The following is a 16,533-nucleotide window of genomic DNA, read 5'->3' on the forward strand; positions in this document are numbered from 1 at the left end:
TCAGTCCTCGGTTTTTGGCGTTGTGGTATCGGTGTCATGCAGATGGCGCGACAGGTAGATGCCCTGTGCGACCAGGAACAGCACGGTCATGCCCAGGCTGCCGAACACCTTGAAATCAACCCAGATGCTCTGGAAAGTGAAGGCGACGAACAGGTTGGCGGCGCCGCAGAACAGGAAGAACGCGATCCAGGCGATGTTCAGGCGCGTCCAGACCGGGTCCGGCAAGGTCAGCGCGTGGCCCATGATGCGTTTGATCAGCAGGCGGTCACCGATGAAGTGGCTGCCGATGAACGCTGCTGCAAACAACCAGTTGACCACCGGCGCTTTCCATTTCAGGAAGGTTTCGCTGTGGAAGGCCAGCGTCAGGCTGCCGAATACCAGGCAGGCGATCAGCGTCAGCCACTGGCTCTTTTCCAGCTTGCGCTGCTTGATGAACAGCGCGCCGTACACCACCAGGGAGCTGATGATCAGCATCGCCGTGGCGCTGTAGATACCGCCTACGGTCACTTGCTGGCCGGCAATGTCGACGACCCGTGGATCAAGTTTGTAAACGATGAAGAACAGCAGAAGCGGGATGAAATCGATGAATTGTTTCACAGTGAGAGCCAGAAGCTGGATGTGGCGGCATAATAACAAACATATGGGCGCGCGATAGCGCCAGCTGATTTGAGGTTACAACTCCCCGTGAATGTTGATTTGCACTGCCACAGCACGGCCTCCGATGGCGCCCTGGCGCCTGCGGTTCTGGTAGCGCGTGCGTTCGAAAATGGCGTGCGAGTCCTGGCGTTGACCGACCACGACACCCTCGAAGGCCTCGCCGAAGCGCGTACGGCGGCCGCCGAGTTGGGCATGCAACTGGTAAACGGCGTCGAATTGTCCTGCACTTGGGGCGGGGCGACCATTCATGTGCTGGGCTACGGTTTCGACGTCAACGCCGCGCCGTTAGTCGAAGCGATCGCGAAATTGCACGATGGCCGCTGGCTGCGGTCGGAAGAAATAAGCCGCAAGCTCGCTCTGAAGGGCATGCCCGGGGCCCTCGACGGCGCCCGGCAGATCCAGCAGGAATTGGGCGACAGCGGCAACGCGCCGGCCCGGCCGCATTTCGCTGACTGGATGGTGCGTGAAGGTTATGTAAAGGATCGCGCCGAGGCGTTTCGCAAATGGCTCGGCGCCGGCAAGCTCGGCGACGTCAAGCTGCACTGGCCGACCCTGGAAGACACCGTCGGCACCCTGCGCGCCGCCGGTGCCTGGGTCAGCCTGGCGCATCCATGGCACTACGATTTCACGCGTAGCAAACGCCGAAAGCTGATTGCCGACTATATTCAAGCAGGCGGGCATGCTATCGAGGTGGTCAATGGCCATCAGCCCGCAGAACAGGTGGGCAGCCTGGCGATCCTTGCCCGTGAGTTCGGTCTGCTGGTCAGCGCCGGCAGTGACTTCCATGGCCCTGGCGGCTGGTCCGAGATCGGCCAGTACCGGCCGGTTCCCGAGGACCTTCCACCCCTGTGGTGTCGGTTCAAACATGACACAGATATTGCCGCCGTCTGAACAGGTAGAGAATGTGAGTCAATTTTTCCAGATACATCCGGAAAACCCGCAAGCGCGCCTGATCAAACAGGCGGTCGAGATCATCCGCAAGGGCGGGGTGGTGATTTATCCCACGGACTCGTCCTACGCGATCGGTTGCCAGATCGGCGACAAGACCGCCATCGAACGTGTGCGACGGCTGCGTCAGCTCGATGAAAAGCATAACTTCGCGCTGATCTGCAGCGACCTGTCGCAGTTGGGCAATTACGCCAAGATCGACACCGGCACCTTCCGCATTCTCAAGGCGCACCTGCCGGGGCCTTACACTTTTATTCTCAATGCCACCCGCGAAGTGCCGCGCCTGTTGCTGCATCCCAAGAAACGCACCATCGGCCTGCGCGTGCCAAGCCATCCGATCGCCCTGGCGCTGCTGGCCGAGCTCGGCGAGCCGCTGATGAGCGTGACGCTGATCATGCCCGGCGACGAAGACCCACTGAGCGATCCGTATGAAATGCGCCAGTTGCTTGAGCATCAGGTCGATCTGATCATCGACGGCGGCTTTGGCGGCATCAAGGCCTCGACGGTGATTGACCTGACCGGCGACGACCCGGAAGTGGTCCGCGTCGGTTGCGGCGATCCGACGCCGTTCATGGTCGAGGCCTGAATGTCCGCAGTGGAAACCGTGGTCGATCCCCAGGCCGGCGCCCAGCAGGAACTGCCGTTCGCGATGGTCTATGGCCAGGCGGTCATGGAAATGCCGCTGGACCTGTACATCCCGCCGGATGCGCTGGAAGTCTTCCTTGAAGCCTTCGAAGGTCCGCTCGACCTGCTGCTGTATCTGATCCGCAAACAGAACATCAATATCCTCGACATCCCCGTGGCGGAAATCACCCGCCAGTACATGGGCTACGTCGAGTTGATGCAGTCGGTGCGGCTGGAACTGGCCGCCGAATATCTGGTGATGGCGGCGATGCTCGCCGAGATCAAATCGCGCATGCTCCTGCCGCGCGCCGAAACTGTCGAAGATGAAGAAGACGACCCGCGCGCCGAACTGATCCGCCGCTTGCAGGAATACGAGCGCTTCAAGGCTGCTGCCGAAGGTATTGATGGTCTGAGCCGGGTCGGTCGCGATGTGATCGTGCCCAAGCTCGACGCCCCGGAAGCACGGGCGCGTAAACTGCTGCCGGACGTGGCGCTGGAAGAGATTTTGATGTGCATGGCCGAAGTGCTGCGCCGTGGCGACATGTTCGAAAGCCACCAAGTCAGCCGCGAAGCGCTGTCCACCCGCGAGCGCATGAGCGATGTGTTGGAACGGCTCAAGGGCGGCGGCTTCGTACCGTTTGTCGAGCTGTTCACCGCCGAAGAAGGCCGCCTGGGTGTGGTAGTGACTTTTATGGCGATCCTTGAACTGGTCAAGGAATCCTTGGTCGAGCTGGTGCAGAATGAGCCGTTCGCCGCGATCCACGTGCGAGCCCGAGCCGAATAACGAGTCGAAACATGAACCTGACTGAACCCCGCGAGCTGGCGCCCCTGCTTGAAGCCTTTCTGTTGGCCTCGGGAAAACCGCAATCACTTGAGCGCCTGTTTGAACTGTTCGAAGAAGGCGAGCGGCCGGAGCCGGCGGTCTTCAAGAAAGCCCTGACCCTGCTCGGCAAATCCTGCGAGGGCCGTGCCTTCGAGCTCAAGGAGGTGTCGTCGGGCTACCGCTTGCAGATCCGCGAGAAGTTCTCGCCGTGGGTCGGCCGTCTCTGGGAAGAGCGCCCGCAGCGCTATTCCCGGGCCTTGCTGGAAACCATCGCGTTGATCGCCTATCGGCAGCCGATCACCCGTGGCGAAATCGAAGACGTGCGTGGCGTCGCGGTCAACAGCAACATCGTCAAAACCTTGCTCGAACGTGAGTGGATCCGCGTCGTCGGTTACCGCGACGTGCCGGGCAAACCGGCGATGTTCGCCACGACCAAGGCGTTTCTCGACCACTTCAACCTGAAAAACCTCGAAGACCTGCCGCCGCTGGCCGAACTGCGCGAGATGGAAGCCGAACCGGTGCTCGACTTCGACGACGTGCCGGTACCGCAGAGTCTGCAGGAGCTGGCCGACGCCAGCGCCGAACCGGAGGAGGAGAAGGAAGAAACCAGTTTCCATTCCCTGCTGCTGGAGCTGGACAGCATGGAGGAGGGGATCAAGACCGACTTCGACGATCTGCTGCGTGATGCGGTGGATGGCGAAGCGCCGGTGTCTGTGCCCGAGATTATTCAACCGGTTGTTGAGCTTGAAGTGGAACTTGAAGCCGCGCCCGACGCCGAACCGGAAGAAGATATTCTCGGCGTCGCCGAGGCTCGCGAGAAACTCCTGGCCGCTGTCGCTGCCCTCGAACAGCCGGAACCGGAACTCAGCGAAGAAGAAGCCGAAGCCCGCGCACTGGCCGAGGCGATTGAAGCCGAACGGCGCGAGTTCGAAGACTGACCCGCGCCGAAAAGATCGCAGCCTTCGGCAGCTCCTACAGGGGACGCATTCCAATGTAGGAGCTGCCGAAGGCTGCGATCTTTTGATCTTCCAAAGGTATCCCAATGAGCTCAACCAAAGACCCCTGCATCAGCCTCTGCAAATTCTCCGACGACATCTGCCTCGGTTGCGGTCGCAGCAAGCGCGAGATCAAGGCCTGGAAGAAACTCGACAAGGACGATAAACGCGCGGTGCTGGCTGAAGCCGCGCTGCGCCTGATCAAACTGGGTGGTGCCGGTCGGCGGAAAAAGAAATAACTGTTGATCGATCAGCTAGTCTCTGATGCGCGACGGCGCACATCCGCGTATGATTCGCGACCCTTCGCCGATCCCTTCGGCCGAACACCAGTTTCCAATGCTTCAGGCGCCGCCTGAACAGACCACACCGGGAGGTGCCCAGATGAGTGACATCAATCAGAAAGACGACCAGGAAATCGGCCCAGCAGGCGAAAAGCTGCAGAAAGTCCTCGCCCGTATCGGCGTCGGCTCGCGCCGTGACGTCGAAGCCTGGATCAGCCAGGGCCGGATCAAGGTCAATGGCAAAGACGCCACCCTCGGCCTGCGTGTCGACATGCACGACGCCATTACCATCGATGGCAAAGTGATCAAACGCGAAGAGGCGGCCGAATCGGTGCGCCGCGTGATCATGTACAACAAGCCTGACGGCGAGATCTGCACCCGTGACGACCCGGAAGGCCGTCCGACCGTGTTCGACAAACTGCCGCGTCCAAAAGAAGGCCGCTGGATCAACATCGGCCGTCTCGACATCAACACCACCGGTCTGCTGATGTTCACCACTGACGGTGAGTTGGCCAACCGCCTGATGCACCCGTCCTACGAGATGGACCGCGAGTACGCCGTGCGTGTACGCGGTGAGGTCGATGACGAGATGATCGAACGCCTCAAGGCAGGCGTGGTGCTGGAAGACGGTCCGGCGCGTTTTACCGACATTCAACAGGCGCCGGGCGGTGAAGGCTTCAACCACTGGTACCACTGCGTGGTCATGGAAGGGCGCAACCGTGAAGTACGTCGTCTGTGGGAATCGCAGGGTCTGGTGGTCAGCCGTCTGAAGCGTGTGCGTTTCGGTCCGGTGTTCCTCAATTCCGACCTGCCGATGGGCCGCTGGCGCGAAATGAGCCAGTACGAAGTCGACGTGCTCAGCGCCGAAGTCGGCCTGACGCCGGTGGCAATGCCGCAGCTGAATGCCAAGAGCAAGGACAAGCTCGAACGCATGCAGCGCAAATCGTCGCGGCCGATGGCCAAAACCGAGCGCGTGCGTACCCTGCGTCCAGCCGCTGGCGCACCGACCGCGCCGCGCCCGAGCCGTGAGCCGCAGATTGAAGGCGAGCGTCCAGGTCGCAAGCCGGTTGCCCGTGACGGCGAGCGCGCACCGCGTCCGGCCAATGGTCGTACCGAGCGTGGCGAACGCGGCGCTCCTGCCGGTCGCGGTACGCCAGTAGCGGATCGTCCAGCCGATACCACCAATAAGCGCCCGGCCAAACCGGCGCCGAAGCGTCCTGGGATCAAACTGGTCGACGGTGACAAACCCTCGGGCAAGCGCCGCGGCGCCCCGGCCGGTTCCGGTCAGCGCCCGGGTTTTGGACGCAAGAAACCGGAATAAGGCAGCTGTGAGTTACTAGCTGCAAGCTTCGAGCTGAAGCAAAAGCGCCAACCTTCGGGTTGGCGTTTTTTTTCGTCTGGCGAAAGATTTGTATTGCCTGACCCGGCCCCTTCGCGGGCAAGCCCGCTCCCACAGGTTTCATTGGTGTACGTAATATCTGTGAACAACTCAAAACCCTGTGGGAGCGGGCTTGCCCGCGAAGAGGCCAGTAGTAGCACCATCAACTTCAGGCTAGAACACAAACCGCCCATCAAACACCGGCTTGTCATCCAGCGCCAACACCCCACCCGAAAAGATCAGGTCCAGGTGATGACTGCCCTTGGCGCCACCGCCTAATCCAAGATGCAACCCGCAATGCCGCTCCTCAAACCCGGCATTGCGCGCATACAGGTCCTTCACGCCTTCGTTGGTGCCAATCCCCAGTTCCTCGATCCGCCGGTTCGACGGGTTGGCGTCCAGGTATTTGTTGAAGTCGTGTTCCAGCCCCGGCACGTCGGTGGCGATGCGGCTGATGGTCGAGTTCTCGATCCACAACTCCAGCGGCGATTCCAGCACGCCGTACTTGCGCGCGAACGGGATGGTGCTGAGGAAGGTGCCCTTGAACTTCACGTGGCCATTGATGGCTTCGCTGTGGGTGGCGATTTCCCCGGGAGCGAGGTCGAAGTTGCCGACGCCGTTGATGTCGGTCCACTTCTTGATGCTGCTCATCGGCGTTTCGAACCATGAGCCGTGGTCATCCTTGAAACTCAGCGTGGTCGCCTGGGACATGCGCTGGATCAGGTGACTGTTGAGCCCGGCGATGCGCTGTGGGGTGATGCTGAAAGTGTCGTAGAAATAGTCGCCGTAATCCTTGAACAGCAGCGACTTCTTCCAGTTTTCCGCCATCACCGCTTGCAGCGCACGAACGAACTCCGGGCCGTCGGGGCGTGGGTTGGGCAGGGTGGAAGAGTCGTAGAAGAAAATGTACAGATCGCTGTCGGCAATCGCCTCGGACAGCGCTGCGGTGCTTTCCAGGTCCAGACGCCGGGCGCTGAACTGAAAGCGCGGATGCTCGCCGGCCTGTTCGGCAATGGCGCCGGTCAGGGCTTCGTAGTCGGCGGTGTGGCCGAGCATGACCTTCGCCGAGTCGAGGCCGGCAAGGGCAGGGTGATGTTCGAGGTAGTAAAGGAAATGCGAGATGGCGCGGGGCTTGTCCATGAATCCTCCCTGACTGACCGGGAAATGAAGCGGCAGGCACGACCGGCCGGACCGTGCCTGCCCGGGATGACTTACAGAGGCCACATCGCCGTGCCGAACGGAACCACCGCGTCGGCTTGCATCATTTCCACAGCGGCCTCATGGGTTGGCGCTTCAAACCATTCGTCCAGTTGCAGTTCGGTATCCAAGTCTTTTTCCAGTGCTTGCATGGTCGATCTCCTAGAGAATTTCACGGTTTATGACTGACCGGTCGAGGTGGCCGGTGAGACGTGAAAAACCTAGTTGAGGGTTTTTTGGATTGCAAAAATTTATCCATTTAATTTTTAAATAGACTTTTTGTTCTGTTTTCAGGGATGAGTTTTCTTGTTTTAAAACAGAAAACTGGATTGGTGGATTCAATAGCAAGCTAGCGACCGTCAAGAAGCAGACGTCCTTCGGATATTTCTGATTCGGAAAATTTACGTTACGCGTTGTAAAGAAAACCTGACGATCTTGGCCCGCCCACGTGGTCATTTCCCGTCTCGCTCTCCGTTGTAAGGAAAAGCTTCCGTAACCGGCCGGAGCGTGCGCCACGCAGGGCTCTGGCGCGCTTGTTTCAAGCGTTCAGGCAAGGTGTGATGCGCCCCATGCCTGTCGTGCAGGCGAATAACAAGAAGGAGGCGCAATGAACGCCGCGACTGATTTCCACTTCTCCCCGTGGGACGGTTTTTTCCTCGTCCCCGCCGATGGCCTGCAAAGGCCTGACTCAGATTTTGCAGCCGCTCGAGACTGTCGAGGCGGACACACGCAATCCCGGCAACCGACACGCTGATCAGGCGGGTCTGGCAGCAGGGGGTTAGCGGTGTACAATGCGCCGCGTTTTAACTGTGACCCTCTGCGTAATCGCAAAAATCTCGAGGCTATCCGCCTTGTTCACTCCGCCGCGCCACAAGCGTGCCGGGTTCGATTTCGTCACAGATAAAAACAAACAGGTGACGCATGACCGTTGTAAATGAGCTGAACTCCTGGTGCCTGCGCTGGGGTTTGATCGGGGCTGCCTGAAATCGCAACCTTGCAGCAACGTCTACTGAACATCATCAAACCTTGCGTGAGACCTTTTTCATGAGTGGACAACCCTCGCAATCAGGCGAGCTTAAACGCGGCCTGAAAAATCGCCATATTCAACTGATCGCCCTCGGTGGCGCGATCGGTACCGGATTGTTCCTCGGTTCTGCCGGGGTACTGAAATCCGCCGGGCCGTCGATGATCCTCGGCTACGCCATCTGCGGCTTCATCGCCTTCATGATCATGCGCCAGCTCGGCGAAATGATCGTCGAAGAGCCGGTGGCCGGCTCCTTCAGCCATTTCGCGCACAAGTACTGGGGCGGTTTTGCCGGTTTTCTCTCGGGCTGGAACTGCTGGATTCTGTACATTCTGGTGGGCATGTCGGAGCTGACAGCGGTTGGCAAGTACATCCATTACTGGGCGCCGGACATCCCGACCTGGGTCTCCGCTGCCGCATTCTTCGTGCTGATCAACGCGATCAACCTGGCCAACGTCAAAGTCTTCGGTGAGGCCGAATTCTGGTTTGCGATCATCAAGGTCGTGGCCATCGTCGGCATGATCGCCCTGGGCAGCTACTTGCTGGTCAGCGGCCACGGCGGCCCGCAAGCCTCGGTGAGCAACCTGTGGTCCCACGGCGGTTTCTTCCCCAATGGGGTGAGCGGTCTGGTGATGGCCATGGCGATCATCATGTTCTCCTTCGGCGGTCTGGAAATGCTCGGTTTCACCGCTGCTGAAGCCGACAAACCGAAAACCGTGATCCCGAAAGCGATCAACCAGGTGATCTACCGCATCCTGATTTTCTACATCGGCGCGCTGGTGATCCTGCTGTCGCTGACCCCGTGGGACAGCCTGCTGGAAACCCTCAACGCGTCCGGCGATTCCTACAGCGGCAGCCCGTTCGTCCAGGTGTTTTCGATGCTCGGCAGCAACACCGCCGCGCACATCCTCAACTTCGTCGTGCTGACCGCCGCGCTGTCGGTATACAACAGCGGCACCTACTGCAACAGCCGCATGCTGCTGGGTATGGCCGAGCAGGGCGATGCGCCGAAAGGCCTGGCGAAGATCGACAAGCGCGGCGTGCCGGTGCGCTCGATTCTGGCTTCGGCGGCAGTGACGCTGGTTGCCGTGTTGCTCAACTATCTGATCCCGCAACACGCGCTGGAACTGCTGATGTCGCTGGTGGTTGCGACGCTGGTGATCAACTGGGCGATGATCAGCTACTCGCACTTCAAGTTTCGCCAGCACATGAACCAGACCAGGCAGACGCCGCTGTTCAAGGCGTTGTGGTATCCGTACGGCAACTTCGTCTGCCTGGCGTTCGTGGTGTTCATCCTCGGCGTGATGCTGCTGATCCCGGGGATTCAGATCTCGGTGTACGCGATTCCGGTGTGGGTGGTGTTCATGTGGGTCTGCTACCTGATCAAGAACAAACGCAGTGCCCAGCAGGCGCTGCCAGTGATCGCCAAGTAACCGCTCAAGCAGAAACAGCAAACCCGGCCAAGTGCCGGGTTTGTTGTTTTGAAATGGAAAAATCTGGCACCACACCGAACCCTGTGGGAGCGAGCCTGCTCGCGAAAGCGGTCCATCAGAAACATCTGCATCGACTGACACACCGCCTTCGCGAGCAGGCTCGCTCCCACAGAGGTTGAGTGAATCAGGTTATCCTGCACCCTCTGATTACGGACGCTTTTCCATGCTGGTGATTTCCAACAACGTGCATCTGCCGGATGCCGAGATCGAATTGACCGCCATCCGCGCGCAAGGCGCCGGTGGGCAGAACGTCAACAAGGTTTCCAGCGCCATGCATTTGCGCTTCGACATTCCCAACTCGTCATTGCCGGAGTTCTACAAGGAGCGCCTGCTGGCACTGCGTGACAGCCGTATCACCAGCGATGGCGTGCTGATCATCAAGGCGCAGCAATATCGCACCCAGGAAGCCAACCGCGCCGATGCGCTGGAGCGGCTGGTCGAGCTGATTCTCAGTGCCACCAAAGTCGAAAAGAAACGCCGTCCGACCAAACCGACCCTCGGCTCGAAAAAGCGTCGACTGGAGTCGAAAACCAAGCGCGGCAGCATCAAGGCCGGGCGCGGCAAAGTGGACTTCTAGACTTCGCGATACTTCGCCGTGTGCTTGTACAGATAAACGCTCAAGCCAAGGCCGCTCAACGCCGCGAAAGCCGCGAACAGAAAGATCGAAGCAAAGCCGAATCCTGCTGCGATCGCCCCGGCCAGCGGCCCGGTGATCCCCAGCGACAAATCAATGAACAGCGAATAGGCACCGACCGCCGCGCCACGGCTCGAGGCCGGCACCAGATTCACTGCTTCCACGCCCAGCGCCGGGAATACCAGCGAGAAGCCAAAGCCGCTCAGCGCCGCGCCGGCCAGTGCCCAATGCGCATCCGGTGCGATCCATAGCAGCAACAACCCCAATGTTTCCACCGACAGGCAGGCGATCGCCACGCGGAAGCCGCCGAGGCGGTTGATCAAGTTGCCGAACAGCAGTCGCGCGCCGATGAAGCTGGCGCCGAACAGGCTCAGGCACAGCACGGCGTTGTCCCAGTGCTGGGTCGCGTAATAGAGGGTGATGAAAGTGGCGATGGTGCCGAAGCCGATCGAACCCAGCGCCAGACCGCAGCCGTGAGGGAATACTTTGCCGAGTACATGCATGAACGGCAGACGTTCACCGGCAACAATCGGCGCAGCGGTTTTTGGCCATGCCAGCGCCAGACCGAGCAAAGCGAGAAGGATGATGCTCACGCCCATGCTCCACAAACCCAGCCGGCTCACCAGCCAGACACCGAACGGCGCGCCGATCGCCAGGGCGCCGTAACTGGCGATGCCGTTCCAGGAAATCACCTTGGCGGTATTCGCCGCGCCGACGCGGCCGATGCCCCAGCCAATCGAGCCGGAGCCGACCAGGCTTTCCGCGCTGCCCAATACCAGACGGCCGATCAACAGACTGATCAGGCTCAGCAGCGGCAGGTTCGGCGTCCACGCCGAAATCAGCATGAACACACCGCTCAAGCCGCAACCAGCGAGGCCGATCATCACTGCGCGTTTGCTGCCCTGGTTGTCGATGATCTTGCTGGCATACGGGCGGCTGAGCAGGGTGGCGAGGTATTGCACGCTGATCACCAGCCCGGCGATGACTGCGCCGAAACCAAGATCGCTGTGGACGTAACCCGGCAACACGGCGAGCGGGATGCCGATGTTCAGGTAACCGATAAAGGTGAAGAGGACGATGGAAACCACTTGCAGCGTAACCGCCAGCGGGCGCTGGGGTTCGGATATAGACGACATGGGTAACGATCCACGGGAGCAGCAGATTAGATAGGCTGCTCATGATACCGGCGTGAACCGCTCAGGGGCGTGGAAAAGTAAAACTATTTGCCGGGCGGCGTTTTCAGGATTTCGCCGGAGCGACCAATTGCGTGGTGACGAGGGCGGCGAGGGCGTTTTCTTCGCTGCCGAAACGCTCGAGCAGCGCAGCCTGTTTCTCGGGCGAGAGGCGATTCCAGATCTCGATCATTTTCTCGGTGGTGCCGATCAGCACGGCAGCTTGGCTTTCGGAGAATTCGTCGGTCATGGCGGGCTCGGGTTTCAGGCAGTGTGGAAAGCGCATGTTAGCGCTTTCCACACGGTCTGTACGGCGGGTCTTACTCTTCGCTGTCGGCTTTGCGGCTGTCAGCGGCTTCTTGCGGCTCGGGCTTTTCGGCGCCGGCGTGTTGCGGGGTCGTCTGCTCAGGTACGTGCAGGCTTGGGAAGGGGAGATTGGGAATCTCGTGCATGGGTGCGCTCCTCGCTAAGTCTGTTGATAGATCAGGTGCTCCGCGCTTTACAAAGCCTGCGCAGGATACAGCAGGAAAAATGACAATCAGACTTTTAATTCAAATTAATGCGACAGATGGCCGCAGGGAGGAAGCCAGAAGGTCACCGCAGAAACAAATGTAGGAGCTGCCGAAGGCTGCGATCTTTTGATCTTGTATTTAAAAGCAGAATCAAAAGATCGCAGCCTTCGGCAGCTCCTACAGGTTATTGCAGTGTCTGACTACTTGCAGGCGTCAGCGATGGCTTCGGCCAGCAAGGCGAGCCGGGTGGCGTCGATGCCGGCGACGTTGGCCCGGCCGGAGCTGACCATGTACACGCTGTGTCGCTCGCGCAGGTGTTTAACCTGTTCCGGCGACAGGCCGGTGTAGGAGAACATCCCGCGTTGCACGCCAATGTGCGCAAAACGCTCGCGCAAACCGTGGGGTTCCAGTGCCTCGACCAAGCCGCTGCGCAACTGCGCGATCCGCAAGCGCATGGCTTCCACTTCATCAGCCCAGCGCGCTTTCAGCTCTGGGTCGGCGAGGATGGTTGCGACCACCGCCGCACCGTGATCCGGCGGCGTCGACCACAGGTTGCGGGCGATGTTGGCCAGTTGGCTGCGGATGTCGATGAGCTTGTCGGCGCTGGTCGCGCAGACGATCAGCGCACCGGTGCGGTCGCGGTACAGGCCGAAGTTCTTCGAGCAGGAACTGGTGATCAGCAGCTCCGGCACTTGTGCCGCGAACAGCCGGGTCGACCAGGCGTCCTGCTCCAGGCCATCACCAAAACCCTGATAAGCAAAGTCGATCAGCGGCAGCAGATCGCGGCTGCGCACCACTTCCAGCACGCGCTTCCAGTCGTCATGGCTCAGGTCGAAACCGGTCGGGTTGTGGCAGCAGGCATGCAGCAGCACGACGTCACCCTTCGGCACTTCCTTGAGCACGGCGAGCATGGCTTCGACGTCGAGGCGGTTGTCACTGCCGACGTACGGGTAGTGGCTGACCTTGACCCTGGCGGCGGCGAAAATGGTTTCGTGAATCGGCCAGGTCGGGTTGCTCAACCACACGCCCTTGCCGGGCAGGCATTGCGCAATGAAGTCTGCCGCCAGCCGCAAGGCACCGGTGCCGCCCGGGGTCTGGGTGGCGCCGGTGCGTTGTTCGGCGATCAATGCCGAGTCGCTACCGAGCACCAGTTCATTGATGACCTTGCCGAACAGCGCGTTGCCGTGGCCACCGATGTACGTCTTGGTTTCCTGGCTTTCGACCAGTCGCGCTTCGGCGATTTTCACCGCCTCGGGGATTGGCGTCAGGCCCTGGGCATCTTTATAGACGCCAACGCCGAGGTCGAACTTGCGCGGATTGGCATCCTGCGCATAGGCCTCCATCAAACCGAGAATCGGGTCGCCGGGGACCCGGCCGATGGCGTCGAAGTGCATTACTTGCGTCCTTCTGCGGTCTTGGCCACTTCGTCAGTGCGCGCGGCCATGATGAAGTCGTTGCGGTGCAGGCCTTTGATCGAGTGGCTCCACCAGGTCACAGTGACTTTGCCCCACTCGGTCAGCAGACCCGGGTGGTGACCTTCGGCTTCGGAAATCTCGCCCACGGCGTTGGTGAAGGCCAGCGCGTGTTTGAAGTTCTTGAACAGGAAAACTTTCTCCAGCTGCATGATGCCGTTGCGTACTTCGATGTTCCAGTCAGGGATCTGCTTGATCAGGACCGGCAGTTCTTCGTCGCTGACTTGTGGCGCATCGGCGCGGCAGGCTTCGCAGTGGGCTTGGTTCAAAGTCGACATGGTGTATTCCTGAAAACGAGTGTGTTTTTTATTAAAGCGCGTGTGCCGTCAATGCCGTCACGCTAAAGCAAAGTGGCGGCGACGGACAGACGCAATTGTCAGCAAAAGTCGCGGTTCAGGCGGCTTTGGGTTTCGGCGGAAATTTCGGCGCGTGCAAGCCCAACTGCATGCCCTGACGAACCATGGCCATGATGTCTTCATGGGCCACGTCGAACAGGCGCTTGAGATTGGGCAGGACGAAGTACAGCGGTTGCAGGATGTCGATGCGATACGGCGTGCGCATGGCTTCCAGCGGATCGAAGCGCTGATGCTCGGGCTCGTCCGACAGGCAGTAAACGGTTTCTTTGGGTGAAGACAGAATCCCGCCGCCGTAGATGCGCTTGCCGTGCGGGGTGTCGACCAGACCGAATTCGATGGTCATCCAGTACAGCCGCGCCAGATACACGCGCTCTTCCTTGGTCGCTTGCAGGCCGAGCTTGCCGTAGGTGTGGGTGAATTCGGCGAAATACGGGTTGGTCAGCAGCGGGCAGTGGCCGAAGATCTCGTGAAAGATGTCCGGCTCTTGCAGATAGTCGAGTTCTTCGCGGGTACGAATGAACGTGGCGACGGGGAATTGCTTGCTGGCGAGCAATTCGAAAAAGGTCTGGAAGGGAATCAGCGCTGGCACCCGGGCAACCTGCCAGCCGGTGGTCTCGCCGAGGACTTTGTTGATCTCGGCCAGTTGCGGGATGCGGTCGTGGGGCAGACCGAGTTTTTCGATACCGTCCAGGTATTCCTGGCACGCGCGACCTTCAATCACCTTCAATTGGCGAGTGATCAGCGTGTTCCACACCGCATGTTCTTCGGCGGGGTAGTCGATAAAACCTTGCGCATCGGGCTCGCGAGCCACGTATTGCGTCTGCTTCATGCTGCTCTCCTGCTAGGAAATTCGTTTTTGTTATGTCCAGCGATGGCTTAAGGAATACCCGAGAGTGACAGGGCGTGCAGCATGTTGACTGGCGTGTGCGTAGGAAAATTCGGCTCGTTTCGTAAAGTTATCGTTACGCTTTGTCGGGTAATGCGCATTTACGGTGATTGGCGGGTTTGAAAAGGGTCGGGGCTGTCACATAATCTTGACAACTATCTGCGTGCCTCGGCAGAAAAATCTGCCCCGGACGCGCCACAAAACCCTGTGGGAGCGAGCCTGCTCGCGAAAGCGGTCTGTCTGACACATCGATGTTGAATGTGCTGGCGCCTTCGCGAGCAGGCTCGCTCCCACAAGGACATGTGTTTACCTCTCAAACCTGTCGGGCCTTTTCTATGCGCATCAAAGTCCACTGCCAGAACCGCATCGGCATCCTGCGCGACATTCTCAATCTGCTGGTGGCGTACGGGATCAACGTCGCGCGCGGTGAGGTTGGCGGTGAGCATGGCAACGCGATCTACCTGCACTGCCCGAACCTGATCAACATCCAGTTCCAGGCGTTGCGGCCGAAATTCGAGGCAATCGGCGGGGTGTTCGGGGTCAAGCGCGTCGGGCTGATGCCCAGCGAGCGCCGGCATATGGAGTTGAATGCGTTGCTCGGCGCGCTGGAATTTCCGGTGCTGTCGATCGATATGGGCGGCTCGATCGTCGCGGCCAACCGCGCGGCAGCGCAGTTGCTCGGGGTGCGCGTCGATGAGGTGCCGGGGATTCCGCTGTCGCGGTACGCCGAGGATTTCGATTTGCCGGAACTGGTGCGCGCCAACAAATCGCGAATCAACGGCATGCGGGTCAAGGTCAAGGGCGACATCTTTCTTGCCGACATCGCGCCGCTGCAATCGGAGCACGATGACAGCGAGGCCATGGCCGGCGCCGTATTGACGCTGCACCGCGCCGATCGGGTCGGCGAGCGTATCTACAATGTGCGCAAACAGGAACTGCGTGGCTTCGACAGTATTTTCCAGAGTTCGAAAGTCATGGCCGCTGTGGTCCGTGAGGCGCGACGCATGGCGCCGCTGGATGCGCCGCTATTAATAGAAGGCGAAACCGGCACGGGCAAGGAACTGCTCGCGCGCGCCTGTCACCTTGCCAGTCCGCGCGGACAGTCACCGTTGATGGCGCTCAACTGCGCCGGGTTGCCGGAATCAATGGCCGAGACCGAACTGTTCGGCTACGGCCCCGGCGCCTTCGAAGGTGCGCGGGCCGAGGGCAAGCTTGGTCTGCTCGAGTTGACCGCTGGCGGCACGCTGTTTCTCGATGGCGTCGGCGAGATGAGCCCGCGTTTGCAGGTCAAATTGCTGCGCTTTCTTCAGGACGGTTGCTTCCGTCGCGTTGGCAGTGATGAAGAGGTGTATCTGGACGTGCGGGTGATCTGCGCCACCCAGGTGGACTTGTCCGAACTGTGCGCGCGGGGCGAGTTTCGTCAGGATCTCTATCACCGCTTGAACGTGCTGTCGCTGCACATCCCGCCGCTGCGCGAGTGCCTCGACGGTCTGACGCCGCTGGTTGAACATTTCCTCGATCAGGCCAGTCGGCAGATCGGCTGCCCGCTACCGAAGTTGGCCCCGGCGGCGATGGACCGCCTCAGCCATTACCACTGGCCGGGCAATGTGCGGCAACTGGAGAACGTGTTGTTCCAGGCGGTTTCGTTGTGCGACGGCGGTAAGGTCAAGGCTGAACATATCCGCCTGCCGGATTACGGCGTGCGTCAGCCACTTGGCGATTTTTCTCTCGACGGAAGTCTGGACGAGATCGTCGGGCGTTTCGAGAAAGCGGTGCTGGAGCGCTTGTATTCCGAGCATCCGAGCAGTCGGCAACTGGGCAAGCGGCTGGGTGTTTCGCACACCACCATTGCCAACAAACTGCGTGAGTATGAGGTGGGTAAAGACAGCGGAGCTTAAGATCAAAAGATCGCAGCCTTCGGCAGCTCCTACATTTGGAACGCGGTTGCCTGTAGGAGCTGCCGAAGGCTGCGATCTTTTGATCTCTTGCCGCGAAGCGGCATGACACCGCCGGTTTTTCGTCTTCGACACATTTCAAATTCCCCTCTGATCCCCTCAAGTCCCCTGTTTACCGGGTCTTCG

General features: G+C 60.1%; 18 protein-coding genes. 9 read left to right on the forward strand and 9 right to left on the reverse strand.

Going from position 1 to position 16,533, the window contains the following annotated elements; all coding sequences use genetic code 11:
* Positions 1-597 (reverse strand): septation protein A, encoded by a 597-nt coding sequence (locus tag AB4N53_RS00540; protein WP_042607495.1) that lies wholly within the window; start codon positions 595-597, stop codon positions 1-3.
* A gap of 87 nt (positions 598-684) precedes the next feature.
* On the opposite strand from AB4N53_RS00540, the gene AB4N53_RS00545 reads away from it, so the two are divergent.
* From AB4N53_RS00545 to rluB, 6 genes are all read left to right on the forward strand, one after another.
* Positions 685-1,548, forward strand: a complete 864-nt coding sequence (locus AB4N53_RS00545; protein WP_460125148.1) for a PHP domain-containing protein — start codon at positions 685-687, stop codon at positions 1,546-1,548.
* A 13-nt stretch (positions 1,549-1,561) separates the two neighbouring features.
* Positions 1,562-2,191, forward strand: coding sequence for an L-threonylcarbamoyladenylate synthase (locus tag AB4N53_RS00550; RefSeq protein WP_016771124.1), 630 nt, complete (start codon positions 1,562-1,564; stop codon positions 2,189-2,191).
* Between the two features lie 123 nt (positions 2,192-2,314).
* Complete coding sequence (locus AB4N53_RS00555) at positions 2,315-3,013, forward strand: segregation and condensation protein A (protein WP_172828192.1); 699 nt, start codon at positions 2,315-2,317, stop codon at positions 3,011-3,013.
* Positions 3,014-3,024: 11 nt separating this feature from the next.
* Positions 3,025-3,990, forward strand: coding sequence for an SMC-Scp complex subunit ScpB (scpB, locus tag AB4N53_RS00560; RefSeq protein WP_460117415.1), 966 nt, complete (start codon positions 3,025-3,027; stop codon positions 3,988-3,990).
* 104 nt (positions 3,991-4,094) lie between these two features.
* Positions 4,095-4,286, forward strand: coding sequence for a DUF1289 domain-containing protein (locus AB4N53_RS00565; RefSeq protein ID WP_460117417.1), 192 nt, complete (start codon positions 4,095-4,097; stop codon positions 4,284-4,286).
* 142 nt (positions 4,287-4,428) lie between these two features.
* Positions 4,429-5,649 (forward strand): 23S rRNA pseudouridine(2605) synthase RluB, encoded by a 1,221-nt coding sequence (rluB, locus tag AB4N53_RS00570; protein WP_460117419.1) that lies wholly within the window; start codon positions 4,429-4,431, stop codon positions 5,647-5,649.
* 231 nt (positions 5,650-5,880) lie between these two features.
* On the opposite strand, the gene AB4N53_RS00575 is transcribed toward rluB, so the two are convergent.
* Positions 5,881-6,846 carry a M29 family metallopeptidase gene (locus tag AB4N53_RS00575; RefSeq protein WP_024012077.1) on the reverse strand — a complete coding sequence of 322 codons (966 nt, stop codon included), beginning with the start codon at positions 6,844-6,846 and terminating at the stop codon, positions 5,881-5,883.
* A gap of 71 nt (positions 6,847-6,917) precedes the next feature.
* Complete coding sequence (locus tag AB4N53_RS00580; protein WP_003222780.1) at positions 6,918-7,055, reverse strand: hypothetical protein; 138 nt, start codon at positions 7,053-7,055, stop codon at positions 6,918-6,920.
* 892 nt (positions 7,056-7,947) lie between these two features.
* Between AB4N53_RS00580 and AB4N53_RS00585 the strand changes: the two genes are divergently transcribed.
* Together AB4N53_RS00585 and arfB are read left to right on the forward strand one after the other, a co-directional pair.
* A complete protein-coding gene (locus AB4N53_RS00585) occupies positions 7,948-9,360 on the forward strand; it encodes an amino acid permease (protein ID WP_122704742.1) in 1,413 nt (470 codons plus the stop codon).
* A gap of 223 nt (positions 9,361-9,583) precedes the next feature.
* A complete protein-coding gene (gene arfB, locus AB4N53_RS00590) occupies positions 9,584-9,997 on the forward strand; it encodes an alternative ribosome rescue aminoacyl-tRNA hydrolase ArfB (RefSeq protein ID WP_016771119.1) in 414 nt (137 codons plus the stop codon).
* Here the strand turns inward: arfB and AB4N53_RS00595 are convergent.
* The 6 genes from AB4N53_RS00595 to phhA form a co-directional block, all read right to left on the reverse strand.
* Complete coding sequence (locus AB4N53_RS00595) at positions 9,994-11,181, reverse strand: MFS transporter (RefSeq protein WP_460125261.1); 1,188 nt, start codon at positions 11,179-11,181, stop codon at positions 9,994-9,996. The genes arfB and AB4N53_RS00595 overlap by 4 nt on opposite strands.
* A 112-nt stretch (positions 11,182-11,293) precedes the next feature.
* Positions 11,294-11,476, reverse strand: a complete 183-nt coding sequence (locus AB4N53_RS00600) for a hypothetical protein (RefSeq protein ID WP_460125264.1) — start codon at positions 11,474-11,476, stop codon at positions 11,294-11,296.
* Positions 11,477-11,546: 70 nt separating this feature from the next.
* On the reverse strand, positions 11,547-11,678 hold the full coding sequence (locus AB4N53_RS00605) for a hypothetical protein (RefSeq protein ID WP_016771117.1): 132 nt from the start codon (positions 11,676-11,678) through the stop codon (positions 11,547-11,549).
* A 260-nt stretch (positions 11,679-11,938) separates the two neighbouring features.
* Positions 11,939-13,132, reverse strand: coding sequence for an amino acid aminotransferase (locus AB4N53_RS00610; protein ID WP_460117423.1), 1,194 nt, complete (start codon positions 13,130-13,132; stop codon positions 11,939-11,941).
* Positions 13,132-13,488 (reverse strand): 4a-hydroxytetrahydrobiopterin dehydratase, encoded by a 357-nt coding sequence (locus AB4N53_RS00615; RefSeq protein WP_460117425.1) that lies wholly within the window; start codon positions 13,486-13,488, stop codon positions 13,132-13,134. Before AB4N53_RS00615 ends, AB4N53_RS00610 begins: the two co-directional genes overlap by 1 nt.
* 115 nt (positions 13,489-13,603) lie before the next feature.
* On the reverse strand, positions 13,604-14,395 hold the full coding sequence (gene phhA / locus AB4N53_RS00620) for a phenylalanine 4-monooxygenase (protein WP_460117427.1): 792 nt from the start codon (positions 14,393-14,395) through the stop codon (positions 13,604-13,606).
* A gap of 392 nt (positions 14,396-14,787) precedes the next feature.
* Here phhA and AB4N53_RS00625 point away from each other — a divergent pair, with 392 nt between their 5' ends.
* Positions 14,788-16,350 (forward strand): sigma-54-dependent transcriptional regulator, encoded by a 1,563-nt coding sequence (locus tag AB4N53_RS00625; protein ID WP_460117429.1) that lies wholly within the window; start codon positions 14,788-14,790, stop codon positions 16,348-16,350.
* Positions 16,351-16,533 lie beyond the last annotated feature (183 nt).

It is taken from the genome of Pseudomonas sp. H3_E04, from assembly GCF_054668915.1.